This window comes from Burkholderia arboris, assembly GCF_038723655.1.
Taxonomy (GTDB): domain Bacteria; phylum Pseudomonadota; class Gammaproteobacteria; order Burkholderiales; family Burkholderiaceae; genus Burkholderia; species Burkholderia arboris.
In genome coordinates this window covers 970,361-994,854 of sequence record NZ_CP109823.1, presented here as the reverse complement: position 1 = coordinate 994,854, position 24,494 = coordinate 970,361, and the positions used below count along the sequence as shown (strand labels likewise).

Below are 24,494 nucleotides of genomic sequence, written 5' to 3'. Positions count from 1 at the left end.
GCCGCACACCCCATAAACGGCTACCCTGCGATGCGCATCATCCGCTCCGCATGGCGCCGTCAGTGCCGATGCCGGTGATGGATGTCCGGGAAATGCGCATGGCTGTGCGTGATCGGCAGATGCACGTGCGGATGCGTGTGCGGTTCGTCGCCGTCATACGGGAAGTCGTGCGCGTGCTGGTGATGTTCGTCGTGCCGATGCCGATGCGTATGCTCTAGCTGCTCGTGCGCATGCGTGTGTTCGTGCCGTTCGCGCACGTGCAGCCAGATGCCGAGCGCCATCAGCGCGGCGGCGATCCAGAACGTCGCGGGCGGCACTGCAGGCCAGATCAGCAGCGACAACACGACGCCGAACAGCGGCGCGATCGAGAAATACGCGCCGGTGCGTGCGCTGCCGAGATGACGCAGCGCGACGACGAACAGCACGAGGCTGATCCCGTAGCCGCCGAGCCCCGTCAGCATCGCCGCTGCGGTGACCGGTATCGCGGGCAGCGTTGCACCGGTCGCCAGCGCGATGCCGATATTCACGGGCCCCGCGATCAGCCCTTTCAGGCAAGCGATGACCATCGCGTCGTTCGCGGCAACCTTGCGGGTCAGGTTGTTGTCGATCGCCCAGCACAGGCATGCACCGACGATCAGCAGCGCACCGGCCGGCACGCCGGCCCCGCCCGGTGTCCGCGACAACAGCGTGCCGCCGGCGACGATCGCAACCATGCCGAGGAATATCTGCGTATCCACGTTTTCGCGAAACACGACCCATGCGATCACCGCCGTCAGCACGCCTTCGAGATTGAGCAGCAACGCACTCGTCGCCGCCGGCGTGCTCGACAGCCCGAGCATCAGCAAGGCAGGGCCGGCCACGCCCCCCGCCGCGATCGCGCCGGCCAGCCACGGCAGATCGGCGCGCTGCAGCGGCGCGGCATCCGCGGCCGGTGCGCGACGGTTACGCCATCCGCGAAGCAGGATCCCGATGCCGAGCCCGACGCCGCTGCCGAGATAGAAGAGGCCTGCGACCATGAACGGTGACATCGCGCCGATCAGCGCCTTGGCGAGCGGAGTCGCGGCACCGAACAGCGCGGCGGCGGCGAGCGCGACGAGAATCGCGGAATGTCTCGAATTCATGATCCGGTTTGAATTGACGTTGAAGAACTGGGCGGGGCTTCGGGGTGTGCCGGGGCCGGCCGCCCTTACCTTTCGGAATGCAAGCTGCATGCGTCATGCCGACCTGCTGGTGGCCGGACGACCCAGTCGAGATTATCGCGCGCCATCATGTCACGATGGTCGGGCGGGATCGCTCGCACGGCAATCGATGATTTCCGCTCAATAATTTCGGAAACCGAAACATATTGCTGAAGCCACGCTGTATTCAGGTATGCGAATCGTTCATGCGGACGCGGAAGAATCGAAACATCGTGCGTGCAGCGACGTTCGACGAACGTTCGTTGTCCGGTCGCGTGGTCTGTTTGACGTGGGAAGGGGGTACCGGCAAGTCAGGCGCCGGTGGAGGCGGTCCCGACCCGCCTCTGTCGAGGCAGGTCGGTTTGTCGTGCCATGCGCTGCATGTACGTGCCGCGCGGTTGACCGCAGCGCGGTACGGATTACTCGTTGCCGGCCGTCTGCTGTTCGACCTGCGGTGCGATGTCGGTTTGCACCTTCGCTTTCGCTTCGGCTTCCGCCGGTTGCGGCGCGGCCTCGGCCTGCTGCTCGGCCTGCTGCTCGGCCTGCTGCTCGGCCTGCTGCTCGGCCTGCTGCTCGGCCTGCTGCTCGGCCTGCTGCTCGGCCTGCTGCTCGGCCTGCTGCTCGGCCTGCTGCTCGGCCTGCTGCTCGGCCTGCTGCTCGGCCTTCGGCTGCTGCGGCGCACCCTTGGCTGCCTGTGCCGCGCCCTTGCCCGGACGGCGAGCCTTCAGGCGGCGCGCGCGCGCTGCATCGTCATGCGTCACGCGCCCTGCTTCGTTGCCCTGCAGGTCGACACGCACCGCGTCTTCGACGAGGCACGACCAGTAGCGGTTACCGCGGCACCACGTCGACATCGCTTCGCGCAGTTCGGCTTCGTTAAGGCCGACAGCCTGCGCTTCGCGTGCGAGATCGTCCCAGATGCCGACCTTGAGCGGCACTTTCGGGGCCGGATTCTTCGGGAATGCGCGCGGAAACTTCCGCTGCAGTTTGCCGATCGCGACGATAACCGGATCGACCGGCGCCGACGGCTTCGCCGAAGCGGGCTTCGCGCGATGCGGTGCCTTGGCACCGGCGCCCGCTTTGGCGCCAGCACCCGGCTTGGCGCCGCGAAGCGGCTGGTCGCCGGACTTCGGCTTCGTGCCGACATCCGTCGGTGCTGCCGGCCGCTTCGCGTTGCGCTCCTGTTTGGCCTTCGCTGCGAGCTGCGCCCGCAATTCGGCAAGTTGTTCAAAACCCATAAATTCAATCCACCAGGAATATAAGGTGTGGTTCGTGCGGCCATGCCGCGCGGCAAAAAAGCTTCGCCGCCATGCATGCGGCCCGTCTGCCGCCGATGCGGCGCGCTACGGGGCCGCATCGCGTACGCCACTCTGTTTTCAGGCACCCGGCCACGATGCCGGACAAGGCAGGAGTGGAAGTATACCGGTACGCGCGACGGCCGGTTGACTCGCCGGTCTGCATTGGCCGGATTCTGCATGCCGGAAATGCGTCCGTGCGGTCGTGTTGCGCATTATAGGGATCCGCTTCCGGATGTCACGCCGTTCGCTGCTGCCGCCGGAAATCGGGCCAGGCCCGGCGCCGGTCCGCCCGACGCCCGACGGGGGATCTTCGGCGCGACGGACGTCGGGCACCGTCGCAGCACGCGCATCGCGCCGAATCGACGCAACGTCGCGCGACAAGCCTGCCCGCCCTTCAATTGCACCGGCGCCGCTGCACGACTCGTTGCGTTCGCATCGATCGCGTGGCGGACGAAGATACCGGAAAGTGCGTAGTATGGCCGGATCGACATCGTCGGCAGCGTATCTCGCCTGTTTTACTGCACGCCCGGTCAGCCCGCGATTTCACGTTTGCCAGCGAAAAGAACCGGTTACACGAAACGGAGCGGATGCATGGATTCCCACGACAACACCCCGCACGGCGGCATCACGCGCGAGGAAATTCACCATCGGCAGATCGACATGCGCGGCTATCGCCGCAGCGACGGCCTGTTCGAAGTGACTGCCTGCCTCGCGGACCGCAAGACCAGCGATTTCACCCCCCCGGGTGGCACGCGGACGGTCGTGGCGCTGTCGCCAATCCACGATCTCGGCGTGACACTGGTCTTCGACGCCGACATGGTCGTCCGCACCGTCTCCACGTTCATCCGCTCGCATCCGTATGCTCAGTGCCCGGGCGGCGGCGATTCGCTGCAGGCGCTCGTCGGGCTGAGCATCGGCGCCGGCTGGAACAGCGAGGTTCGCAAGCGCCTGCCGTCCTGCGATACGTGCACGCACCTGAAGGAATTGCTCGGCCCGATCGCCACCACCGCCTATCAGACGATGGTCGGCATGCGGCGATCGTCGCTCGACTACCGCGACAGCGAAGGAAAACCGCTCAAGATCGACAGCTGCTACGCATACGGCGCGTCGCGCGATCTCGTGAAACGCCTTTGGCCCGAATACCACCGACCGTCGGCAACGGCGAAAGGCAGCTAGGGCTCCGGCGTCCGGCCGGTTCCGCGCTCGCAGACCGGTACGGCGCGAACAACCGCAGATCCACCTGCATCGCTTCGACTGGCCGCCGCGCCGGCCGTCAGAAAACGCCCAGCGCGAGGCCCGCTGCCAGGCCGGCACCCAGTTCGGCGCAGCGCGCAAGCGCGTCGCTGTCGATCGTCTTGGCCGCGAGGATCCGCTCGGGCGTCTGCGCATGCGTGCAGACGATCAGGCCAGGTGCCACGTTCTTCAGCCGCCATCCCGTCGCGATCCGGTCGATCTGGCGCAACGCGTTCTGCCCGTCGCTTCCCGCACAGATCATCGCCGCATACGGGCGGCCGCTCACGCGATCGAGCGCCGCGTAGTAGCAGCGATCGAAGAAGTCCTTCATCAACCCGGACATTGCCGCGAGATTTTCCGGCGTCGCAAACAGGTAGGCATCGGCGGTCAGCACGTCGTCTGCGCTCGTCGCGTCCGCACGCTGCAGCCTGACGTCGACGCCAGGCTGCTCGCGAGCCGCGCCGGCAGCCGCTTCGGCCATCTGTTGCGTGCCGCCGGTCATCGTGTGATAGACGATCAACAACGTTTTCATCGGTAGTCGCTCGCGTTCGGCTTCAGGTGCGCCGGCGGCATCGCCGGTTTCCACCCGATGGCCGGTCGTCACGTGTGAGGGTCATTTGGCGCTCGGTTGCCCGTCTGTCGATGCTGCGCGCGCATCGCAGCGACGTCGATTGGCGCATGCGTCCGGATGTGTCCGGGTACGCGGTTAATCCTGCGTGCAATGCGATGCGTCGCGGTCGTCGCCCGGTCGCGCGTAGTACGCGAGGAACATGTCCGCAGCCGATTCCGCAATTTTCTGCTGCTCCTGCGCGGTGAGCGGCGGTTGGCCCATCGTGATTTGCGGCCAGAACGCGAATGCCTTCACGACGCCATGCAACTGATGCGCGGCGAACACCGGATCGGTGACCGACAGACGGCCGGCCGCCGCGGCCGTACGTACCCAGACCGTGACGTCTTCCTCGCGCTCGCCGAGACGCTCGACCATGTCGCGCGCCCGTTCCGGGGAATGAATGGCTGCGCCGATCGCGACGCGCGCGAGCGCTAGAAATGCCTCGTCGTTCAGCAATCGCAATTTCCGGTCCAGCAGCCCGAGCAGCTGTTCGCGCAGCGACACGTCGGCGCGAAAGCTCGGCGAACTGCCGGTCCGGGTCGCATCCCACAGCTTGTTCAGGATCGCGGCGAACAGCGTCTCCTTGCCCGGAAAGTGGTTATAGACCGTGCGCTTCGACACGTCCGCGCGCGCCGCGATACGATCCATGCTGGTCGCATCGTAGCCCGCTGCGAGAAATTCCTCGATCGCCGCGTCGACGATGGCCGCGCGCTTTCGATCGGTCAGACGCTGAGGGGGAGTGCTGGTATCCATATGGAAATATTACACCGGGCAGTTTACTTATCCAAAAAATAAACTACACTGTTTAGTGTACTTTATTCTCCGGATGAACCGACATGGCATCGCCTCTCGTTTTGATTCACCGCATTCTGGGTTTTGCGGCCGCCCGGCGCGGCCGCACGCTGTCCGGCAGTTCGCCACAGCACAATGGCGAGCGCTTCGCCAATGTCGCACCGCGTCCCGCCGAAGGATTCGGCAAGACGCTGGGGATCGCCTGGAACATGCTGGTTAACAAGCCGCGCAATACCGTGCCCACCGGGGCGCTGCCCGTCGATTCGCTGACTCGCGCGGAACTCGACGCGGCCCCCGACCGCAGCCTGTACCGGCTCGGCCATTCGACGCTGCTGCTCAAGCTGCGCGGCGGATTCTGGCTGACGGATCCCGTGTTTGCCGAGCGTGCATCGCCGTTTCGGCGAGTCGGCCCCAAGCGCTTCCATGCGCCGCCGATCGCGCTGGAGGATCTTCCGCCGCTGCGCGGCGTGATCCTGTCGCACGATCACTACGATCACCTCGACCGCGACACGGTGCTCGCGCTTGCCGCCACCACCGACGTATTCGTGACCACGCTCGGCGTCGGCGATCGACTGATCGAATGGGGTATCGACGCAAGCAAAATTCGCCAGCTCGACTGGTGGCAGAGCATTGACGTCGCCGGCCTGACGCTGACCGCGACGCCCGCCCAGCACTTCTCCGGGCGCAGCCTGTTCGACGGTAACAGCACGCTGTGGGCGTCGTGGGTGATCGTCGACGACGACCGGCGCATATTCTTCAGCGGCGACACGGGTTACTTCGACGGATTCCGGGAGATCGGCGAGCGCCTGGGGCCGTTCGACATCACGCTGATCGAATCAGGCGCCTATGATGCGCAATGGCCGTATGTGCACATGCAGCCGGAAGAAACCGTACAGGCACACATCGATTTGCGCGGACGCTGGCTGATCCCGATTCACAACGGCACGTTCGATCTCGCGATGCATCGCTGGCAGGAGCCGTTCGAGCGCGTCACGGCGCTGGCGATCGTGCGCGGCGTCGAATTGTCGACACCCAGGATAGGCGAACGCGTCGATCTCGACGAACCGCATCGCGGCGAGCGGTGGTGGCGCACGGTCGACGAGCGCGCGGCAACCCCGGCAGCGAAATCGCGCCGCTGGCAGCTTTGCGCGTCGCAGGCAACGAAGTAGATTCGCCAACCGCTGCACGCGCCTTCCGGAAGTGTGGCGATGCCGCGGTTCCGGAAGGCGTTTTCGTTGCCTGAGCCCCAACACGTCGACGGCCAGCCCGTCGACCCGATTACCCGAGTAGAAAAGTCATGCATCCGGCACACGTCCGATACACCCCCGGGCAACGAGACGACGACGTCGCCATCGCTGCAATCAACCAGGCAGGCTACCGGCCGCCCCGCGTCAGTCGCGAAGGCGAGCTGCGGCAGACACTCGCCGAGCGCGTCGCAAAATGGACGGAGGGTGTCGACCACCTCGTCACGGCCATTCCCAATCTGAGCTTTCATCGACGGGAAGCACCGACGCAACCGATGGACTGCATGGTCGAGCCGAGCTTCGGCCTCGTCGTACAGGGCACGAAGCGCGTCATCCAGAGCGGCGATGCCTATATCTACGACACCAACCGCTTTCTGATCACGTCACTCGATCTGCCGGGTTCGACGCAGGTCATCGAAGCCAGCCGCGAAAAACCGTTCCTCGGGCTCGGCCTCAAGCTCGATTTTCGTGTCATGGCCGAACTGATGATGCAGGTCGCGCCGGATCACGACGATGCACCGGTCGGCCGCGGCCTCGTCGTCGGCGACATGACCGAACCGCTGTACGACGCGCTGAACCGGTTGCTGGCATTGCTCGACGACCCGAATGCCATTGCCGTTCTCGCACCGTATGTCGAGCGCGAAATCTACTATCGCCTGCTGACAAGCGACCAGGGCGCCCGCCTGCGTCAGATCGCATCCACCGGCAGCCAGTGCAACCGCGTGTCACGCGCGATCCAGTGGTTGCGTGCTCACTATGACGAGTCCTTGCGGGTCGATGATCTCGCGGCGCAGGTTCAGATGAGCAGTTCGACCTTCCATCACCACTTCCGCCAGCTCACCGGCATGAGTCCGCTGCAGTATCAGAAATGGATACGGCTCAACGAGGCGCGTCGACTGATGCTGTCCGAACGGCTCGATGCCGCGTCGGCGTCGTTCCGGGTCGGGTATGCAAGCCCGACCCAGTTCAACCGCGAATACAGTCGGTTGTTCGGCAATTCACCTCGGAGGGATATCGATAGCCTGCGAGGGGGAACGGACGTCGTTCTGTCGATCGCAGCCAGCTATTGATCGCGGAACGGCAGTGGAGGGGTGAAATGCCGGCTTTGCCGGGATCCGCAGCGAGGCGAAGTTGGCCTTGTCACATGCGTGATCGGTCCGATCCGGTCTAATTGACGCCATCAGATGCATACTTGTTGCCGGCCCGGGAGGGATGGGGCCGCGTCTGCCGGGGCTATCCCGGTTGAATGTTGAATGGCGCCGGATGCGCGTCGAGTTCGAGGCGAGCACTCGAGCTTGTGTGCCTCGAGCTGCTACAGATAGATCGCCTGATCCCGATGCTCTCGGAGTAGCCAGCGGCGTCACACCTCTCCAAAGATCACACCGATCCAGTTGCCCTGCTGCTTCCCTGGCGCAGATCCCCCAGACGGTCAGGTTCCCTCGACACTCCGCAGTTCAACGAATCAGGCGACTCGCACGTGCGTTGTCACGTGACAACTGGCGCTGAATATCGATACTTTAGGTGCCGGATATGAGGCTAGATCAGAACCGACGATGTACTGATTAGCAAACTGATCGGCACCTCCGTCTTACCACCGGCCTCAAATCGTTTCGAAAACCACGAATTACGTATCAAACACGACAAATCTCACTATTCGTGACTCAATTGCAGCTGGCGACACACGAAAAATCATGCGCCCCCAATTCCGCGAGCGATCTTGCCCATTTTGCGTGAAACAACTTGAAGAATATGGCGCAAGCCATTGCCGGACAAGGATTTCCGAGAATGCGCCATTTCTCGCAAATGTTTCACGACCTGACCCGTTTGAGTTGTCACACGACACTCGACGCGTGAATTTGCCTCCATCGTGGCTCATGTACGCCTTGGCAGCGCTGGCGGTTGCCGGGTTGTCCATCTACCCGTCCCGATACGCTCAATCGCCCCCTCCCCTACGGGCCGCCACGATTGGCAATGCAGGTTCTTGACATCTCTTTAAATGGGGTCACATCATGTCAGATCGTGGCTTGTCCTTTCTGGATGGCGCCAAGCGACTTGCAGCCGCGTCCCGGCACAAAAGCGTGAGCGCGCAGCGGCAGAGGCCCAGACAAACAGAACAACCATCCCGCGTCATCTCCGTCCAGGCGCACTTCTACATTGGCAGAGCGGATGTTTCATATCGCCTCATGGCTTGACCTTCAGAGATCCCACACTCCTGTTGTCACGTGACAACTGACTGAACGACTCGCACAACAAACGGCGTTGAACAGCAAATCGTCTACGCCAACTTGCATCCGAACATATCAACCGAAGCGCACTCAGGATTGCTCAACCGCGACAGATCTTGAGACCCATAGCGTTGTTACCGTCGAGCCGTGTTCCGAGCCGTTTGTCACGTGACAACTCTTCTCGGTACGCGTTTGGTCGTCGACCATATATCCGCCGTCGAAGTAATGCGCCCGCAACTCAGCTCTCGCCCCGATTAAAAACTTTTCCCTCAACGGAAATCACAAGCCGGAATCGCTTTCTAGCGATTGTCACGTAACAACCGCTCGCTTCGAGGACGCCTACAACATCAGCGAATCGGGTTAAGGCAAGGATCAGGGAGACAAAGACATGATGAGTTCATCAGCCTCAATGAGGCAGATTCGTCATTGACGTTTAAGTCAGTCGACTTTTCTTTAGCTGACGGTCTATTTTTCCCAGAGACACAGATGGAATTTTATTTTTCTAGACCGTTAATTTCGACTAGCGCGTTAGCCATTCGGCTTACTTGTCACGTGACAACCACGCCGATCATCAAAACTTCCATCATGTCGAAGACCTTTCTGGACATTTCGCCAATAACTGCATATATTACGCAAAACTCCGTGGAGGAATTTAATGGCTTTCAAGATCGCCGTCAGTAATCAAAAAGGTGGGACTGGAAAGACAACCATCTCCGTCAACATCGCTGCTGCGTTCGAAGCCGGCGGCAACAAGGTCGCGCTGATCGATGCCGACCCTCAAGGCACGTCCGTTCGTTGGGTCACGAGCGGTGAAAATACGCTGCCGATGACGGTCCTTTCGCTGGCGCCCGCCGGCCGCGGCATCGGCGGCGAGATCAAGAAGCAGGACGCGAACTTCGACGTGATCGTCGTGGACTGTCCCGGCAACCTCGAAGATCCGCGTATCGCATCCGTCCTCGAAGTGGCGGACTTCTGCCTGGTGCCGCTGTCGCCTTCGCCGGCCGACCTGTACAGCACCGTCGCGATGATCCGCATGATCGAGTCGATGCGCACCGTTCGAAACCCAAATCTTTCTTCCGCATTGATGCTGAATAGTGTTAATGGAAAAACTAAAATGCGTGAAGAAATTTTAAAAATTCTAAGAGCTGAAGAAATAGGGGAGCATCTGCTCGACAGCCAGATCGCGCAACGCGAGGTCTACCGTCAGACGTTCGCGCTCGGCACCACGATCCACCACCACAATCGATACCTGAAGGGCTTGAAGGAAGCCCGTGCAGAAATCGAGAAGCTGGTCACGGAAATGGCCCAATACATCGCGTCGACGCGCGCTACCGGAGCCGCCCATGGCTAAGGACACATCGAAAGACAAGAAGCCGACGGGCAACCTGCATCTCGCGGCCGGCCTGTTGCGCGGACTTGCGCAGGAAAATGCAGCACTCGAAACGCGGCTGCCCGAGCCGGCGGTCGCACCGGCTGCCGCCGTCGAAGCGGCGCCCGCCGGCACGACTGCTGCAGCCGCGCCCGCCGGTGCGGCCGATCTTGGCGCGCCGCAGAAGGTTCTGGTCAAGGACTGCATCCCGAACCCGTTCAACCCGCGCGTGTTCTACTCGGAGTCGAGCCTGCACGAGCTCGCACTGACGTTGAAACGGGAAGGGCAGATCGAGCCGATCAAGGTCACGCGGCTCCCGGAGTTTCCCGGCAAGCTCGTCGTGATCGACGGGCAACGCCGGCTGCGCGCAACGAGCATCAACGGCGACGAGACGATCAACGCCACGTTCCGTACGGACCACACCCCCGAGCAGCTCTACACGATCGCGTATCGGGCGAACCACGACCACGAACGCCAGACGATCTTCGACGATGCGGTAGCGTGGAAGCGCCTCCTCGACGAGAAGGTCTTTTCCGACCAGAACACGCTGGCGGAAAAAATCGGCAAGGACAAGGCATCGATCAGCAAGACGCTGTCGCTCAACGCGCTGCCGAACACGCTGCTGGAGCGGATGGCCAGCGCGAACGACGTGGTTGGCCTGCAGGCAGCGTACTTCCTGAAGCTGATCTTCGAGCGCCTGGGCGAGCCGACGGCCGACCGGCTGTTGACGGCCGTGATCGACCGGAAAAAATCGGTCCGCGACCTTGAGAATTTCCTGCGTGCGCAGAGCGACGGCAACAAGAAGGCGGGACGCACGCGCTACAGCGTTCGTCACGACTTTGCGCTCGAATCGCGGGCGATCGGTCAGTTGAAGACTTATCCGGACGGACGTCTGGATCTGCAGCTCAAGGGCGTCGACGCCTCCCACCAGGAAGCGCTCGCCGACAAGCTCAAGACCGTCATCGATGCGTACGTCGCGGATCTCGCGGCGGCCACGCCCAAGTAAGCACCGCAAACAAAAGGCCTCGCCTCCGTGTTGCGCCGCGAAGCCGGACCACCATCAAGTCCGGCAAACGACGCCCCCGGCTGCGAGGCCTTGTTCAGTTGCCTGCGAGACTGCTCTTGAGCAGGAATTCCAGCAGGTCGTCCGAGGTCGGTTCGCCCCAGGTATCGAGCGCGAGCCATCGGAAGAAGCTGGTCTGCGCAAGCTTGCTTGCCTTCTTCTTCGGCGACAGCGTCAGGTCCTTCGAACCCGCGACCGTCTCGTTGTAACGCTCGATCAGCTTGGTCTGGTCGTCGATCTCCAACTCGCGGAAATACGCGCCGGCTTCCTCGACCTTCGCCGCCAGATACTTGTCGCGAATCTGCTCCTGCTTGCTTTGCGCGGATTCCTTCGCCGGTGCGGCCGCTTCGGTACCCTGTCCGTCGGCCAGCGTGTAGCCGTGCGTCAGCGCCTTGCGGAAATACGCGGCTACATTGTCGACCGGCGCCGCATTCTTCTTCGTAGTCCGATTGAGCGTGTAGGCGATCGCCGCCTTGATCCGCTGCACGCCGTATTGCGTGATCAGCCGGCGCGCTTCCGAACGCGGAATGCCGAACTTGGCGACTTCCTCGACCAGCGCTTCATTCTTGACGTCGCCGTCTTCGACCGTATCGGCGCTCTGCTTGCGCGTCACCTTGAACTGAACGGCTTCCACGCTGCGGCCGGATTTGTGTTCGATCAACTCGAGCGTGTGGTCCGATACTTCGTTCACCTCCTGGATACACGGCACCAGGACCTTGCTCTTGAACAGCTTGTATTCCTTGTACGACTGCGACGCCTTGTCCTGGCCGAGGATGAGGTCACGGAATTTCGGCAGCGGAATCTTCGCGGTGATGCCGATCCCTTCGTAGCGCACCGTGTTTTCCCACAGCGCGAGCGAGTGCGACCGCCGGAACTCGCGGGCGATCCGCATATCGATCAGCGCGTAGATTTCGGGATTGAGCAGTTCGCTGCGAATCTGGTCGGAGAAGCTGTACTTCAGCACCGATTGCTCGAGCTCCGCGCCGGCGAGCAGGCCTGACGCCTTCCAGACCGTCGAGCGGTCCGCGGCCAGGTAGTCCCAGTTGACGACGGTACTGATCAGCGAGTTGACCGTGTCCTTCACGTACTTCGTGTTGTTGCTGTTCAACCCGCTCTCGTGCGACAGCGACGCAATCGAGATCGAGAAGCTCGTCCGGCCCGGCTCGAACGCCTCCTGCCGAAGCGCATTCTTGATCAGCGAACTGAACATCTTGCGCTGCTGCAGGCCGATCTTTCCCGACTTGGGCGCGATATGAATCGCCTGGACCGCCTTGCGCAGCAAGTCGGGAGGCTCGGGTGTCTGAAACAGCGAAACCTGCTTGTCTGAGCCTTTGCTTGCTGGCTTGCGCGGCATCGTGGTGTCCGGGTAAGGTTGCCTTATTGATAGCGGACTTTATACCTTTTCGCGCTACGGAGCAACGCCCCTGCTCCAGCATTACTTGCACTATCGACGCTAACTATCAGATGTAAAAAGGAAATTGACAATTGATCGACCGGTGCGGAACCCCATATCCGTCTACCTTTTGCCAAAAATACCTCCCACAAGCCGCTACCTTTCAAGCCGGGCCTTGGAAACCCGGCACGGGAATTGCCCCGCGAAGGTAACCATCCATGGGAAGCAAACGAGTGAAATTGCGATCGTCGGCAGGATTTATGGTGCCTTGCAGCACAGCCCCATTTCGCTCCCATAACTTGCTACCTTCAACGATTCCCATAAGAGGGTACCTGTCGACACGTTTCGGCTTCGTCAGCGGTGTGATTTTCCACCTGGGAGGTAGAAATCACTCCCATAAGCGACAACCATTCCGTGTCCCCACAACAGGCTACCTTTCTGTGGCATCGATCCTGTCCATGGGGAACCGTCCTTCGGACATTCCACCGAAACACCATAGTAGGCCCCGAATCGCCACCCATAAACTGGTACCTTTGATATTCCCCATACACGGCTCCCTGAAAAAAATCCCTGTGCGGGCAGGCACTTACGGATCAAGAAAAGCCCCCCATAAAAGGCTACCTTCATGCGCTCCCATAGATGACTACCCAATGCGATTCACGGCTGATTTCCCATAACCGGCTACGCTCACCCCATATCCACAACCCTGATTCCCCACAACGCGGTACCCGAATCCCCAAATCCACAGACCTGAAACCCCAAACCCTTCCACCTGTGCTCCCATAAATGGGTACCGAACACCCCTCAAAGCCTTGTCAGGCAAGGCTGTGAGCCGTCTAAAAGTAGTTAAAGAAGTAAACGTGGTTTACCAAAGATGTAAACACACGTGTGCTTCCACAGAAAGACGAACCCCATAAACCGCTACCCATGTGGGACGTTTGTGGTCCGGCAAGCCCCCCGATCCTGCGATTCAGGCCTGGTGAACACCGGCTTGGCGCCTTGATCCATCAAGGAATCAGGCCCGACAGGGTGCTCAGAGGAGGTGAGTACCCACTCACAAACAGCCAAACGTAGAAACTTATGGGAGGAAATCCCCCAATTCGACGTACAGGTTCCCGTTTATGGGACCGAAAAACGGGCGCCGCACGTACCCCGGATGCTGTGATCGACCGCAGGAACAGATCTGCAACCGGACGAGCGGATCACGTCAGGCTCCCCCACGGCAGTTCGAAATCATCCCGGACTGCCCGCGAATGGATTTTTGTACTCGCGCTGCCGCATCTGTAGACAAGTTTTTTGTCGATCACCCGTCGACGCTTCTCGCCAAATTTAGCCTGTGGACTGTGCACAAAGGAAATCGCCTCGACCTGCTTTGCCACCCCACGGCCGTCAGGTTTTCTACCTTTGGATCAATCGAGGAGCGAAGCTGTGACGCTGAGGCGCCACGAGAGACTCACGAGACCGTCCGGAAACGAATCGGGTGTCGAGATGCCGCCGCACAGATCGCGAGGCTCCCTGGCCGATCTCGAGGTCGTTGCGCGCAGACGTGAAGATGCCGTGGGTGACGAAGCTCACCATGATCGAATCCGGCGACGATCCCGAACATGCTCACCTTCCGAAGAAGCCGGATCCCGTAAGATCTCACCGATCAGTCGAAGCCCAAGGAATCGGCAAGCTGTGACGAGCGCGGCGGCGTCCGGATACGTGATCGTCGACGGGATCAAATGAAAAGCCTGTGGCATGGGCGTGTCGCATGCGATGCGGATGGCAAGCACGGCCGCACGGACGGGCGAGTCTTGTCGTGGCTTCACTGCCGTGCGGAGGTCACCGTCAAGAGCATCGCGCGTTCGTGCAAGGCATTGACGCCTTCGTGAAGAGTTGACGGTCGGGATCTTCACCTCACGGGCAGCGCGTTCATTTTCATCAGACATACCTGCCCACGGCGAGCCGTTCCTCCACAGGTAGCCATCCGTATCGCAGCGCTGCAATCGGTTGACGATGAATTCCGGCACGCCGCTGCAACACGACGTCACTGTCGCGGTAACCTGACGAACCGAATCGTGACCGTTTATGGGAGAAACGGTCGCTCGAGCCACATCGATCGATAGCGTTGCGCACAGGTTGATTGCTGCAGCGGTGATCGCGTATGCGCGGTAACGCTCACGTCACCCATGTGCGCGTTGACATCGCCACCTGTGAAACAGCCATCGACGCGTTACATCGCCCTGCGCGTGACGGTTCTCGTCGCCAACGCGTGCGATGCATGGTTGCGGTCTGTGTGACGCGCCGGCGGCGTAGAAGCCGCTTTGCCTCCCATACGTGTATCCCCAATTCCGTCATCACGTTGGCGCCATATTTTTTGAGACACGGTTATGATGCACAGGTCCTGATCGCGACACGACGGCCGATCGGGACAGGGGCGGTATCTCGATGGTTTTTCAATCCGTGATAGTCATCAAAAAAGAGAGTTCAGCGATGCAAATTCAGATCAGAAAACTCGCGCTGGCTGCTACCGCAGTCGCTTTCCTGTTCGGCTCGGCCGTTCCTGCGTTTGCACAGACCGACGCCGCCAGCGCACCTGCTGCGCAGGACGCCAAGGCAGCGAAGAGCGAAGCGCGCAAGGCGGCCAGGGCCAAACGCAAGGCCGAGCACAAGGCCGCGCGTGCGAAGAACACTGCCGAATTGAAGAAACTCGAAGACGCCGGTTACAAGCCGGCCGCCAACGATCCGAACTACCCGCAGAACCTGCAGAACGCAGAGAAGAAAGCCGGCGCTGCAGCAAGCCAGTAAGCGTCGTCCGGCGGCAAGCCACGGTTCGATCCGCGGCTTGCCGCGTGTGTCGCGATCACGCGAGGCACGAAGCCAGACACGTGTCGTACATCCGCCTCATTTGATTCGGTATCCTGCATATTGTGGGCGTGTAAAGCCGGCATCCAGATGCGGTCAGTGCCGTCCGCCCGGCGCAGTTGAATTTCCCGCTACTTTCAGCCAGTCCTTGAAGGCACGCACGGTGTCGTCATCCGCGCGTGCGGAGGCCACATACGTGAAGTAGCGCCACGGCGGCAGCGCCGGTTCGCTGAACGGCTGCACGAGCCGGCCTTCGGCGATGTCGTCCGCGACGAGCGCGATCGGCCCCATCGCGACACCCAGCCCGTCGAGCGCACCTTGCAGCGTCAGGTAGAAATGCTCGAGCGTGAGCGAGTGGCGCGGCACGAGATTCGGATGCCCGGCTGCCGCGAGCCACTCCGGCCACATGCCGGGATAGGTTGCCGCGTGCAGCAGCGTGAAGCCGGCGAGATCGGTGGGCGTATCCAGCCGGCGGCTCTCCAGCAATTTCGGTGCACACACCGGCAGCCGCACTTCGGACAGGAATTCCTCCGCGACGTACCCGTCGATGGCCTGAGGGCCGCCGCGAACGATCAGGTCGACCTTGTCGCGCAATTTATCGATCGGTTCGTTCGACGTCGACAATCGCACCTCGATCGCCGGATGGGCGACCTGGAACGACGACAGCTTCGGCACGAGCCAGCGCAGCGAGAACGTCGCGGGCGCGCTGACGCGCAGCACGCGCTGCTGCGCGTGGCCGAAGTGCTGCGCGGTGGCGAGCGCGATCCGGTCGAACGATGCGCCGACTTCGGCGAGGTACGCACGGCCGCTGTCGGTCAGCTCGACGCGCCGGTTGTGGCGTTCGAACAGCGACCGCCCGAGCCACGCTTCCAGTTGCTGCACGTGCCGGCTGATCGCGCCGTGCGTGACGCACAGCTCGTCGGCGGCCAGCGTGAAGCTGCCGAGCCGCGCGGCGGCTTCGAACGCGCGCAGCGAATTCAACGGAGGAAGTCGTCGGGCCATTGCATCGTTTCGTGTGATTTTTATTCACACGAAGGTTCAGGTTTAATCGTTTGATCGGGCGATCCAGCTCCGCCAATATGGCACACAAACGGCCGGATCGGCCGAACAAGTGTCTGAATTTCTCACATGGAGTGCGGAGCATGCCGAACGTGGTGGTAGTGGGTGCCCAATGGGGCGACGAAGGCAAGGGGCGCGTCGTGGACTGGCTGGCGGCCCAGGCCGATCTCGTCGCACGATACAACGGCGGCCACAACGCGGGCCACACGCTGGTCGTCGGTGGCAAGACGTACAAGCTCGCGCTGCTGCCGAGCGGCGTCGTGCGCGGCAAGCGCGGCGTGATCGGCAACGGCGTCGCGCTCGATCCGGAAGCGCTGCTCGCGGAAATCGCGCGGATGGCCGAGCTCGGGCTGTCGGTGACGCCGGACAACCTGTCGATCGCCGAGAACGCGACGCTGGTACTGCCGATTCACCGTGCGATCGACCAGGCGCAGGAGCGCTTGCGCCGCGAGCCCATCGGCACCACGCTGCGCGGGATCGGGCCGGCCTACGAAGACAAGGTCGGGCGTCGCGGGCTGCGCGTCGGCGATCTCGCGGAGCCGGGCCGGCTGGCCGCGAAGCTCGACGGGCTCGTCGATCACCACAACGCGTGGTTCCGCGGCCTGGGTCTCGACGAGCAAGACCGCGACGCGATGCTGGCGACGCTGGTCGCGCTTGCACCGAAGATCCTGCCGTTCGTGCGCCCCGTCTGGGCCGACCTCAACGATGCAACCGATCGCGGCGAGCGCATCCTGTTCGAGGGCTCGCAGGCCGTGATGCTGGATATCGACTGGGGCACGTATCCGTTCGTGACGTCGTCGGGCACCGTGGCATCGGCCGCGGCGGCCGGCACGGGCCTCGGTGCGTCGAAGCTCGGCCACGTGCTGGGTGTGACCAAAGCCTATGCGACGCGTGTCGGCGGCGGCCCGTTCCTTACCGAGCTGACCGACGCCACCGGCGAAACGCTGCGTGCGCGCGGACAGGAGTTCGGTGTCAACACGGGCCGGCCGCGCCGCTGCGGCTGGCTCGATGCCGCGCAACTGCGCCAGGCCGTCAGGATCTCGGGCATCGATTCACTGGCGCTTACCAAGCTCGACGTGCTCGACGGTTTCGAGTCGATCGCGCTGTGCGTCGGCTACGAACTCGACGGTGCTCGGGTCGACCATCTGCCCGCGAGCCTCGAGGCTCAGTCGCGTGCGACGCCGGTTTACGAACGGTTCGACGGCTGGCAAGGCACCGTGAAGGGCGTGCGCGAGCGTGCGGCACTGCCGCGCGCCGCGCAGGATTTCATCGCGCGCATCGAAGCCGTCGCGGGCACACCGGTGTCGATGATCACGACCGGCGCGGAACGCGACGACACGATCGTGCTGCGCAATCCGTTCGATGCGGCGGTCACTGCATGACGCGCGAGTCAGGACGGACGTAAATGACGGCGCGGCATCGTGGCCGGCGGGTAGTTTTTGCCGACCCGATGCCGTTTGCCGGTCGGCCCGTCCGGCCGCATCCATGCCTGCCGCGACGCCGCGCGCCGCGCGGTTTCACGGCACGTTTCGGCATCCGGATCACATCGTGTACGGCGAACTGGACACGCCTGCAACGCTGCGGTACTGTTCCGCACAATTCGCGCCAGACCGGCCCGTGCCGGCGCCGCCGGCACCCTGGCCGCACGGCGGCGCGACGTGATCTCAATCCCGGGGACAGGTCGATGGACACGTTACAGATGATGCGCATTTTCGTCCGGGTCGCGGAGGAGGGCAGCTTCACGAGCGCGGCCCAGCGCCTGGACATCACGACGGCCTACGCGTCGCGCTCGGTCGCGCAGCTCGAAACGCATCTGCGCACGCGTCTGCTCAACCGCAGCACGCGCCGCATTGCGCTGACCGACGCCGGGCAGCGCTATCTCGACCGCTGCCAGCGCATCCTCGGCTATATCGACGAAGCGGAAGCCGAGGCGGCCGACGCACAGGCGAAGCCGTCCGGGCGGCTGCATGTCCACGCGACGACGAGTTTCGGCCAGGCCTATGTGGTGCCCGCCGTCGTGCGCTATCGCGAGCGTTATCCGTCGGTTGCAGTCGAGCTGACGCTGTCGCAGCACGTGCCTGACATCATCGACGAAGGCTATGACGTGTCGCTGCAGTTGAGTACGACGGAGCTGCCCGATTCCGGGCTGGTGTCGCAGCGGCTCGGCGAAGTGCACAGCGTGCTGTGCGCAGCGCCTGACTATCTGAAGGCGCACGGTACGCCGCGCACGGTGCGCGAACTCGAAGGACATGCGTGCCTGCAGATGGTCACGCCGGTGTTCCCGCGCGATCGCTGGCACCTCGACGGTCCGGACGGACACGAGACATTCGACCTGCCGTTGGCCGACTTCCAGGTGAACATCGCCGATGCGCTGGGCCTCGCATTGCGCTCGGGCCTCGGGATCGGCTCGCTGCCGATGTCGTCCGCGCTGCCCGCGCTGGCGAGCGGTGCACTGGTGCGCGTGTTGCCCGACTATCGGTTGCAGAAGCTGACGGTCTACACACTGTACGCGTCGCGTCAGTATCTCGATGCGAAGATCCGCACGTTCGTCGATTTCCTGCGCGAATTCGTACCCGAGAAGCTGGCTGCCGACGAGGCGGCGCTGAACGCGTCCTGCGCGTCACGCAATACCTGATTCGGGCACGGCCGGCGCACAAGTGCGCCGCCTCGCCTGACAGGTGAAAATAATCTGTAGTCCTGTACGAAAGGCCGGCGCCGGCTACGTATGCAGGACCGGCCCGGGAAACGATGCCGGTGCCACCGGCCCGGCCTTATGAAAGCGCTTGCTTTCGATATCGAACATCGTTGGTTCGGCGTGCGGCAGCAACCCTCTAGAATCGGTTCGACCTGCTTCATCGCATGCGCGCGTCCATCCGCGCCCACTCCTTCGAACCATAAACGACATGGCAGATCGACACTCCAGAACCCGCCGCCGGCTCCTTCATGCCGGCCTGGCGATTGCGGCAGGCGCCGCTGTGCATCCGGGCCTGGCATGGGCCGGTGCGGCCGGCACACGAACGTTGCGCATCGGCTATCAGAAAGGGCCGCTCAGCCTGCTGAAGGCGCGCGGCACGCTGCAGGGCAAGCTCGCGACGCTCGGCGTGAACGTCACGTGGACCGAGTTCCCGTCGGGCCCGCCGCAGCTCGAGGCATTGAACGCGGGATCGATCGATTTCGGCGATGTCGGCGAAGCGCCGCCGATCTTCGCGCTCGCGGCCGGTGCACCGCTCGTCTATTACGCACAAACGCCGTCGGGCCCCGCGGCCGAGGCACTGATCGTCCCGAAGGATTCGCCGGTCAAGACCTTTGCAGACCTGCGCGGCAAGCGCATCGCACTGGTGAAGGGATCGAATACGCACTTCCTGCTGGTCCGGCTGCTGCAGGCCGCGAAGCTCAACTATGCGGATGTCACGCCGGTCTGGCTGTCGCCGTCCGATGCGCGCGCCGCATTCGAGAACCGTTCGGTCGATGCGTGGATCATCTGGGATCCGTTCCTCGCGGTGGTCCAGCAGGCGTTCGGTGCGCGCATCGTCGCGGACGGGTCGGGGCTTGTCGAGAATCGCGGCTATTACTTCGCTTCGCGCACGTATGCGCAGCACAATGCCGACGTGCTCGACGTCGCCGTGTCGGAATTGACGGCCGTTCAGCGCTGGCTCGATGCGAACCGCGCGCAGGGCGCGGCCGAGTTCTCGAAACTCTGGGGGATTCCGGAACCGGCCGTCGCACTCGCATTTCGCCGCGCGCGCTTCGGCGTCGAGCCTGTCACGCGCGACACGCTTGCGTACCAGCAGCGGATCGCGGATGTGTTCTACCAGGCCGGCATCCTGCCGAAACGTGTCGACGTCAGCCAGGCTGCGCCGCCCACGCTCGCTTGATGGCACAACCGGCGCGGCACGACATGCTTAGCGGCGGAACGGCAAGGCGACGTCGTCCGGAATCGGGCACACGTATGGCCGGCCGCCGCGCCGCTCGAGCGGTTCCGCCTTTGCGCTGGCGAGCGTGTGGGGTGCGCCGAGCAGGTCGATCGCGGTCGTGGCCATCGTCTTCGCCGCGAGCATCATCCCCTTGTGCGCGACCCGCTGCCGCGCGTGCGGCATTGCGCAGTTGGCGTGACCCAGCTCGCGTCGTTCGCCGACTATTGCGTGCGCTGCGTCGGCGAAGCCGTGCAGGCCGAGCGGGCGAACGCCGGCGGGAAGAAGGGCGCTGCGCGCTCGCGCACGTGCCGCACGTGAAGCGGCCTACGGCACGACGCGCGACAGCGGCACCGCCGCGCCGCGCAGTCTCGCGACGTCGCGGCCCGGCGCATCGCCGAACAGCCGCGCGTATTCGCGGCTGAACTGCGACGCGCTCACATAGCCGACGCTGCGGCACGCCTGCCGCGCGTCCATCGCCGCTACGCACATCAGGCGGCGCGCCTCCTGCAGCCGCAGCACCTTCTGGCATTGCAACGGGCTCATCGACGTCACCGCACGGAAGTGGTGGTGGAAGGTCGACGGGCTCATGTCCACCTGTCGCGCGAGCGAGTCGACCGTCATCGGATCGAGGTAATGGTCGCGAATCCACGCGACGGCGCGCGAGATGCGCTGCGTCGTCGAACCGGCCTCGCCGACTTGCGCGACGCGCGCGCCCGACGGGCCGCGCAGCAACCGAATGAGGATTTCGTCGAGGATCAGCGGCGCGATCAGGTCGAGGTCGTCCGGTTGCGCGATCAGCTGCATCAACCGCGCGACGGCGTCGACGATTTCCGGCGTCGCGTCGAGCGTGTCGAGCGCGCCGTAGTCGACGGTTTTCGGTAGCCCGCACGGAAAGACAAGCGGCGTGAGCACCGCGATGCGCACCGGATCGAGTTCGAGCTGGGCGTAAAGGAACGGCTCGGCCGGGTTCGCGCGCGTCACGCGGCCGGTGACGGGCACGTCGGCCGTCGCGACCAGCATCCGCGCTTCGTCGATCGCATAGGTGTCGTCGCCGACCCGCATCGACTTCGCGCCTTGCCCGACGATGCTCAGGCACGCGTGGTGCACGCCGTGGTTCCACTGCGGGGGCGCGACGGATGCGCGCGAGATGCGCATGCCGCGCACCGGGAGGTCGAACGACCCGTCGTGCGGCGCGTACGCGGCGATCAGTGCCGCGAGCCGGGCCGCGGGCGGCCGGGCCGGCGACCGGCGGTCGTGACCAGGCGCGGTGCGCGGTTGCAGTGGCGTTCGGGCGTCGATTTCCATGTTGCGTGAGCAGTTGGCGGAGTGAGCGATGCAATGCGCGCGACTGCGATTCCCGGTCGGGCGCAGGTGCGGCGGTCACATCGTACGGCCAGTCGCGTGCGCGGGATTGCCTAAACCTGTCCGAAATTAGCCCGATCATCCGGACCTGCAGGGTTGGCGACCGTATCGCCCGTCGTTGCGTGGTGTGCAGCGCACAAATTCGGAAATTAAGGCAAAACAATCGCAGGATCGGGCAAGCCATTTCCCGGCGGTTTTCATACCATTGCACCTGCTGAAGGAAATGTATTCCAGCGCGTCCGGAGGATCCGGGCAGGACCGCCGCATGATGCGCGGGCGCCGTCGGCGCTGCCGTGCGCGTCGCCGCCGCGAACCGCTGGAAAAGACTCAGGACTGCTATCGAATGATCGTGCATCGGGCCAGCCGAGGCCGGCTTGCGTCCGTTGCATGCCGGTGCGTGCTTGCCGCGAGCGTGCCGTCCGACCCGGTTGACCCGGCGTCGGTGCCGCTGCATTGGCCGGGCCGATGCGGGCCGGCGGCGGCGCAGCGTCGGATGCAGGCATAAAGGCAGCCGTCCGCGCAGGGAATCCGGACAAATGGACCAACTTCAATCGATTCGGGCATTCGTGACGGTGGCAAGGGAAGGCGGGTTTCGCCGGGCGGCGACGCGGCTGCGCGTATCGACGGCGATGGCGAGCCGGCTGGTCGATGCGCTCGAGACGCGCCTTGGCGCGCGCCTGCTTCAACGCAGCACCAGCCACCAGTCGCTGACGGAAATCGGCGAGCTGTATCTCGCGCGCGTCGAGCAGATTCTCGGTGCGATCGACGAGATCGACGGCCGTTTCGTCGCGATGGGCAGCAAGCCGGAAGGCCCATTGCGCGTGGCTGCGCCGGTCGCGTTCGGGCTCAGCCAGTTGAGTGCGTTGCTCGATCGTTTCGTGCACCTGTTTCCGGACGTGCGGCCGACCGTGACGCTGACCGATGCGCACGTCGACCTGACCGCCGAGGACATCGACGTCGCGTTCCTGACCGACGGCATGCCGGTGTCCGGTGCGCATGCGCTGCATACGCTGGCCGCGTACGAATCCGTGCGCGTCGCGGCGCCGGGTTACGTCGCTGCGCACGGTGGCGCGGCTGCGTCGGGCGACTGGCCGGACCTTGCGACCGTGCGGCTCGAATTGCCGGCGACCGACGACGGCCCTGCGGCCGCGTTTCGACCGGGCACGGTGCCCGGCAATGCGGGCGTCGGCCATCTCGAGATGGCGCGACGGCTGGCTGTGGCCGGCATGGGCGCGGCCGTGTTGCCCGCGTATCTCGTCGACGCCGATCTGGCGGCCGGCACGCTGGTGTGTATCGCACCGGTCCGCCCGCTCGCGCCCGTCACGCTGAAGCTCGCGCATGCGCGTGCCGCGCATTTGCCGGCCGCCGCGCGCGCGTTCATCGAATTCGCCGGCGCCGCGTTCCGGCCCGCGCGCTAGCGGCCCCGCTGGCCGCCACGGCAACCCGTGCCCACCGGGGCCGCGGGCGCGCCGTTCCTTTTTTCGGAAGCAGTTCGGCAAACGAACGCTCCGCAGGGTGCAACGCACACCCGAAGCAATCGCCCGCATGGGTGGCGGACCGGAAGCGACGGCATTCCGCCCGCGCATGCAGGCCGTGAGGAGATCTGGTGATTCCCATTGAAGGTCGTCTATTTGTGAGAGGTCGCTCCATGCGCGTCGAACGGGTTCCATACCGCTTAATCACTGCCGCAACGGCCGCCGTTTTCCTGGCCGCATGCGGGAAAAAAGAATCGGCGCCACCGCCGCAAACGCCGGAAGTCGGCGTCGTCACCGTCCAGCCGCAAGCCGTGCCGGCGCTAACCGAACTGCCGGGCCGCACCAGTGCGTTCCTCGTCGCGCAGGTGCGCGCACGGGTCGACGGCATCGTGCTGCGCCGTGAATTCACCGAAGGCACCGACGTCAAGGCCGGTCAGCGTCTGTACAAGATCGATCCGGCGCCGTACGTCGCCGCGCTGAACAGCGCGAAGGCGACACTCGCGAGGGCGCAGGCGAACCTCGTCACGCAGAACGCGCTGGTCGCGCGCTACAAGGTATTGGTCGCGGCGAACGCGGTCAGCAAGCAGGACTACGACAACGCGGTGGCCACGCAAGGGCAGGCTGCCGCGGACGTCGCAGCCGGCAAGGCGGCAGTCGATACCGCACAGATCAATCTCGGCTACACCGATGTCGTGTCGCCGGTCTCGGGACGTGTCGGCATTTCGCAGGTGACGCCGGGTGCGTACGTGCAGGCAAGCCAGGCCACGCTGATGTCGACCGTGCAGCAGCTCGATCCGGTGTACGTCGACCTCACGCAGTCGAGCCTCGACGGCCTGAAGCTGCGCCAGGACGTGCAAAGCGGCCGCCTGAAGACGAGCGGCCCGGGCGCTGTGAAGGTGTCGCTGATCCTGGAAGACGGCAAGACCTACCCGGAAGCGGGCAAGCTGCAGTTCTCGGACGTGACGGTCGACCAGACCACCGGCTCGGTGACGATCCGCGCGATCTTCCCGAACCCGGGCCGTGTGCTCCTGCCGGGGATGTTCGTGCGCGCACGGATCGAGGAAGGCGTGAACGAGAACGCGTTCCTGGTGCCGCAGATCGGCGTCACGCATGACCAGAAGGGGCAGGCAATCGCATTGGTCGTGAACGCGGCCAACAAGGTCGAGACGCGTCCGCTGACGACGACCGGCACCTACGGGCAGGACTGGATCGTCGAAGGCGGTCTGCAAGCGGGCGATCACGTGATCGTGCAGGGCGTCGACAAGGTGCGCCCGGGTGCGACCGTGAAGACGGTTGCCGCGCAGCTCGCACCGGCGGCCGACGCCGCATCGGGTGCTGCCGCCTCCGCCACACCGGCAAGCGCAGCGCCGGCGAGTACCGCCACCCATGCTGCAGCGAGTGCGGCCGCCGCGTCGGTCGCGCAATAACAGGGAGT

General features: G+C 63.9%; 20 protein-coding genes. 12 read left to right on the top strand and 8 right to left on the bottom strand.

What is annotated here, in order from left to right; genetic code table 11:
• Nucleotides 1–59: 59 nt before the first annotated feature.
• Both OHZ10_RS36970 and OHZ10_RS36965 read right to left on the bottom strand, forming a co-directional pair.
• A complete protein-coding gene (locus OHZ10_RS36970; protein WP_340625778.1) occupies nt 60–1,121 on the bottom strand; it encodes a DMT family transporter in 1,062 nt (353 codons plus the stop codon).
• Nucleotides 1,122–1,597: 476 nt separating this feature from the next.
• The gene (locus tag OHZ10_RS36965) at nt 1,598–2,413 is read right to left on the bottom strand and encodes a ProQ/FinO family protein (RefSeq protein WP_425394803.1); all 816 of its coding nucleotides are present in this window, start codon (nt 2,411–2,413) and stop codon (nt 1,598–1,600) included.
• 651 nt (nt 2,414–3,064) lie between these two features.
• Here OHZ10_RS36965 and OHZ10_RS36960 point away from each other — a divergent pair.
• Nucleotides 3,065–3,649, top strand: a complete 585-nt coding sequence (locus OHZ10_RS36960) for a DUF2889 domain-containing protein (protein ID WP_342706165.1) — start codon at nt 3,065–3,067, stop codon at nt 3,647–3,649.
• Between the two features lie 97 nt (nt 3,650–3,746).
• Here the strand turns inward: OHZ10_RS36960 and OHZ10_RS36955 are convergent, their stop codons facing one another.
• Together OHZ10_RS36955 and OHZ10_RS36950 are read right to left on the bottom strand one after the other, a co-directional pair.
• Entirely contained in the window at nt 3,747–4,238 is a 492-nt protein-coding gene (locus tag OHZ10_RS36955; RefSeq protein WP_342706164.1) for a flavodoxin family protein, read from the bottom strand.
• Nucleotides 4,239–4,412: 174 nt separating this feature from the next.
• Nucleotides 4,413–5,069, bottom strand: coding sequence for a TetR/AcrR family transcriptional regulator (locus OHZ10_RS36950; protein ID WP_342706163.1), 657 nt, complete (start codon nt 5,067–5,069; stop codon nt 4,413–4,415).
• Between the two features lie 83 nt (nt 5,070–5,152).
• Between OHZ10_RS36950 and OHZ10_RS36945 the strand changes: the two genes are divergently transcribed.
• The 4 genes from OHZ10_RS36945 to OHZ10_RS36930 all read left to right on the top strand — a co-directional run bounded on the left by OHZ10_RS36945 (nt 5,153) and on the right by OHZ10_RS36930 (nt 10,952).
• Nucleotides 5,153–6,277 carry an MBL fold metallo-hydrolase gene (locus OHZ10_RS36945; RefSeq protein ID WP_342706162.1) on the top strand — a complete coding sequence of 375 codons (1,125 nt, stop codon included), beginning with the start codon at nt 5,153–5,155 and terminating at the stop codon, nt 6,275–6,277.
• Between the two features lie 128 nt (nt 6,278–6,405).
• Nucleotides 6,406–7,422, top strand: a complete 1,017-nt coding sequence (locus tag OHZ10_RS36940) for an AraC family transcriptional regulator (protein WP_340625774.1) — start codon at nt 6,406–6,408, stop codon at nt 7,420–7,422.
• Between the two features lie 1,810 nt (nt 7,423–9,232).
• Nucleotides 9,233–9,928, top strand: coding sequence for a ParA family protein (locus OHZ10_RS36935; RefSeq protein WP_059241085.1), 696 nt, complete (start codon nt 9,233–9,235; stop codon nt 9,926–9,928).
• Nucleotides 9,921–10,952 carry a ParB/RepB/Spo0J family partition protein gene (locus tag OHZ10_RS36930; RefSeq protein WP_174994658.1) on the top strand — a complete coding sequence of 344 codons (1,032 nt, stop codon included), beginning with the start codon at nt 9,921–9,923 and terminating at the stop codon, nt 10,950–10,952. Before OHZ10_RS36935 ends, OHZ10_RS36930 begins: the two co-directional genes overlap by 8 nt.
• A 94-nt stretch (nt 10,953–11,046) precedes the next feature.
• Here the strand turns inward: OHZ10_RS36930 and OHZ10_RS36925 are convergent, their stop codons facing one another.
• On the bottom strand, nt 11,047–12,363 hold the full coding sequence (locus OHZ10_RS36925) for a replication initiation protein (protein ID WP_021163671.1): 1,317 nt from the start codon (nt 12,361–12,363) through the stop codon (nt 11,047–11,049).
• Nucleotides 12,364–14,877: 2,514 nt separating this feature from the next.
• Here OHZ10_RS36925 and OHZ10_RS36920 point away from each other — a divergent pair.
• The gene (locus OHZ10_RS36920) at nt 14,878–15,192 is read left to right on the top strand and encodes a DUF4148 domain-containing protein (protein WP_155627314.1); all 315 of its coding nucleotides are present in this window, start codon (nt 14,878–14,880) and stop codon (nt 15,190–15,192) included.
• A 153-nt stretch (nt 15,193–15,345) separates the two neighbouring features.
• On the opposite strand, the gene gcvA is transcribed toward OHZ10_RS36920, so the two are convergent.
• A complete protein-coding gene (gene gcvA / locus OHZ10_RS36915) occupies nt 15,346–16,251 on the bottom strand; it encodes a transcriptional regulator GcvA (RefSeq protein WP_342706161.1) in 906 nt (301 codons plus the stop codon).
• A gap of 140 nt (nt 16,252–16,391) precedes the next feature.
• On the opposite strand from gcvA, the gene OHZ10_RS36910 reads away from it, so the two are divergent.
• The 3 genes from OHZ10_RS36910 (at nt 16,392) to OHZ10_RS36900 (ending at nt 20,183) form a co-directional block, all read left to right on the top strand.
• Entirely contained in the window at nt 16,392–17,690 is a 1,299-nt protein-coding gene (locus tag OHZ10_RS36910) for an adenylosuccinate synthase (protein WP_059241081.1), read from the top strand.
• Nucleotides 17,691–17,992: 302 nt separating this feature from the next.
• Nucleotides 17,993–18,943 (top strand): LysR family transcriptional regulator, encoded by a 951-nt coding sequence (locus tag OHZ10_RS36905; protein ID WP_059241080.1) that lies wholly within the window; start codon nt 17,993–17,995, stop codon nt 18,941–18,943.
• A gap of 268 nt (nt 18,944–19,211) precedes the next feature.
• A complete protein-coding gene (locus OHZ10_RS36900; protein WP_059241079.1) occupies nt 19,212–20,183 on the top strand; it encodes a sulfonate ABC transporter substrate-binding protein in 972 nt (323 codons plus the stop codon).
• A 27-nt stretch (nt 20,184–20,210) separates the two neighbouring features.
• On the opposite strand, the gene OHZ10_RS36895 is transcribed toward OHZ10_RS36900, so the two are convergent.
• The gene (locus OHZ10_RS36895) at nt 20,211–20,405 is read right to left on the bottom strand and encodes a hypothetical protein (RefSeq protein WP_342706160.1); all 195 of its coding nucleotides are present in this window, start codon (nt 20,403–20,405) and stop codon (nt 20,211–20,213) included.
• 12 nt (nt 20,406–20,417) lie between these two features.
• On the opposite strand from OHZ10_RS36895, the gene OHZ10_RS36890 reads away from it, so the two are divergent.
• Nucleotides 20,418–20,540 carry a hypothetical protein gene (locus OHZ10_RS36890; RefSeq protein ID WP_342706159.1) on the top strand — a complete coding sequence of 41 codons (123 nt, stop codon included), beginning with the start codon at nt 20,418–20,420 and terminating at the stop codon, nt 20,538–20,540.
• Between the two features lie 6 nt (nt 20,541–20,546).
• On the opposite strand, the gene OHZ10_RS36885 is transcribed toward OHZ10_RS36890, so the two are convergent.
• Nucleotides 20,547–21,527 carry an AraC family transcriptional regulator gene (locus OHZ10_RS36885; RefSeq protein ID WP_342706158.1) on the bottom strand — a complete coding sequence of 327 codons (981 nt, stop codon included), beginning with the start codon at nt 21,525–21,527 and terminating at the stop codon, nt 20,547–20,549.
• Nucleotides 21,528–22,120: 593 nt separating this feature from the next.
• On the opposite strand from OHZ10_RS36885, the gene OHZ10_RS36880 reads away from it, so the two are divergent.
• Nucleotides 22,121–23,002 (top strand): LysR family transcriptional regulator, encoded by an 882-nt coding sequence (locus OHZ10_RS36880; RefSeq protein WP_342706157.1) that lies wholly within the window; start codon nt 22,121–22,123, stop codon nt 23,000–23,002.
• Between the two features lie 230 nt (nt 23,003–23,232).
• The gene (locus tag OHZ10_RS36875) at nt 23,233–24,486 is read left to right on the top strand and encodes an efflux RND transporter periplasmic adaptor subunit (protein WP_059241075.1); all 1,254 of its coding nucleotides are present in this window, start codon (nt 23,233–23,235) and stop codon (nt 24,484–24,486) included.
• The last annotated feature ends 8 nt before the right edge of the window (nt 24,487–24,494 follow it).

What these genes read in the sequence shown, in the direction of transcription:
- OHZ10_RS36970 (WP_340625778.1), bottom strand. Translation starts at nt 1,121, where the DNA reads ATGAATTCGAGACATTCCGCGATTCTCGTCGCGCTCGCCGCCGCCGCG.
- OHZ10_RS36965 (WP_425394803.1), bottom strand. Translation starts at nt 2,413, where the DNA reads ATGGGTTTTGAACAACTTGCCGAATTGCGGGCGCAGCTCGCAGCGAAG.
- OHZ10_RS36960 (WP_342706165.1), top strand. Translation starts at nt 3,065, where the DNA reads ATGGATTCCCACGACAACACCCCGCACGGCGGCATCACGCGCGAGGAA.
- OHZ10_RS36955 (WP_342706164.1), bottom strand. Translation starts at nt 4,238, where the DNA reads ATGAAAACGTTGTTGATCGTCTATCACACGATGACCGGCGGCACGCAA.
- OHZ10_RS36950 (WP_342706163.1), bottom strand. Translation starts at nt 5,069, where the DNA reads ATGGATACCAGCACTCCCCCTCAGCGTCTGACCGATCGAAAGCGCGCG.
- OHZ10_RS36945 (WP_342706162.1), top strand. Translation starts at nt 5,153, where the DNA reads ATGGCATCGCCTCTCGTTTTGATTCACCGCATTCTGGGTTTTGCGGCC.
- OHZ10_RS36940 (WP_340625774.1), top strand. Translation starts at nt 6,406, where the DNA reads ATGCATCCGGCACACGTCCGATACACCCCCGGGCAACGAGACGACGAC.
- OHZ10_RS36935 (WP_059241085.1), top strand. Translation starts at nt 9,233, where the DNA reads ATGGCTTTCAAGATCGCCGTCAGTAATCAAAAAGGTGGGACTGGAAAG.
- OHZ10_RS36930 (WP_174994658.1), top strand. Translation starts at nt 9,921, where the DNA reads ATGGCTAAGGACACATCGAAAGACAAGAAGCCGACGGGCAACCTGCAT.
- OHZ10_RS36925 (WP_021163671.1), bottom strand. Translation starts at nt 12,363, where the DNA reads ATGCCGCGCAAGCCAGCAAGCAAAGGCTCAGACAAGCAGGTTTCGCTG.
- OHZ10_RS36920 (WP_155627314.1), top strand. Translation starts at nt 14,878, where the DNA reads ATGCAAATTCAGATCAGAAAACTCGCGCTGGCTGCTACCGCAGTCGCT.
- gcvA (WP_342706161.1), bottom strand. Translation starts at nt 16,251, where the DNA reads ATGGCCCGACGACTTCCTCCGTTGAATTCGCTGCGCGCGTTCGAAGCC.
- OHZ10_RS36910 (WP_059241081.1), top strand. Translation starts at nt 16,392, where the DNA reads ATGCCGAACGTGGTGGTAGTGGGTGCCCAATGGGGCGACGAAGGCAAG.
- OHZ10_RS36905 (WP_059241080.1), top strand. Translation starts at nt 17,993, where the DNA reads ATGGACACGTTACAGATGATGCGCATTTTCGTCCGGGTCGCGGAGGAG.
- OHZ10_RS36900 (WP_059241079.1), top strand. Translation starts at nt 19,212, where the DNA reads ATGGCAGATCGACACTCCAGAACCCGCCGCCGGCTCCTTCATGCCGGC.
- OHZ10_RS36895 (WP_342706160.1), bottom strand. Translation starts at nt 20,405, where the DNA reads ATGCCGCACGCGCGGCAGCGGGTCGCGCACAAGGGGATGATGCTCGCG.
- OHZ10_RS36885 (WP_342706158.1), bottom strand. Translation starts at nt 21,527, where the DNA reads ATGGAAATCGACGCCCGAACGCCACTGCAACCGCGCACCGCGCCTGGT.
- OHZ10_RS36880 (WP_342706157.1), top strand. Translation starts at nt 22,121, where the DNA reads ATGGACCAACTTCAATCGATTCGGGCATTCGTGACGGTGGCAAGGGAA.
- OHZ10_RS36875 (WP_059241075.1), top strand. Translation starts at nt 23,233, where the DNA reads ATGCGCGTCGAACGGGTTCCATACCGCTTAATCACTGCCGCAACGGCC.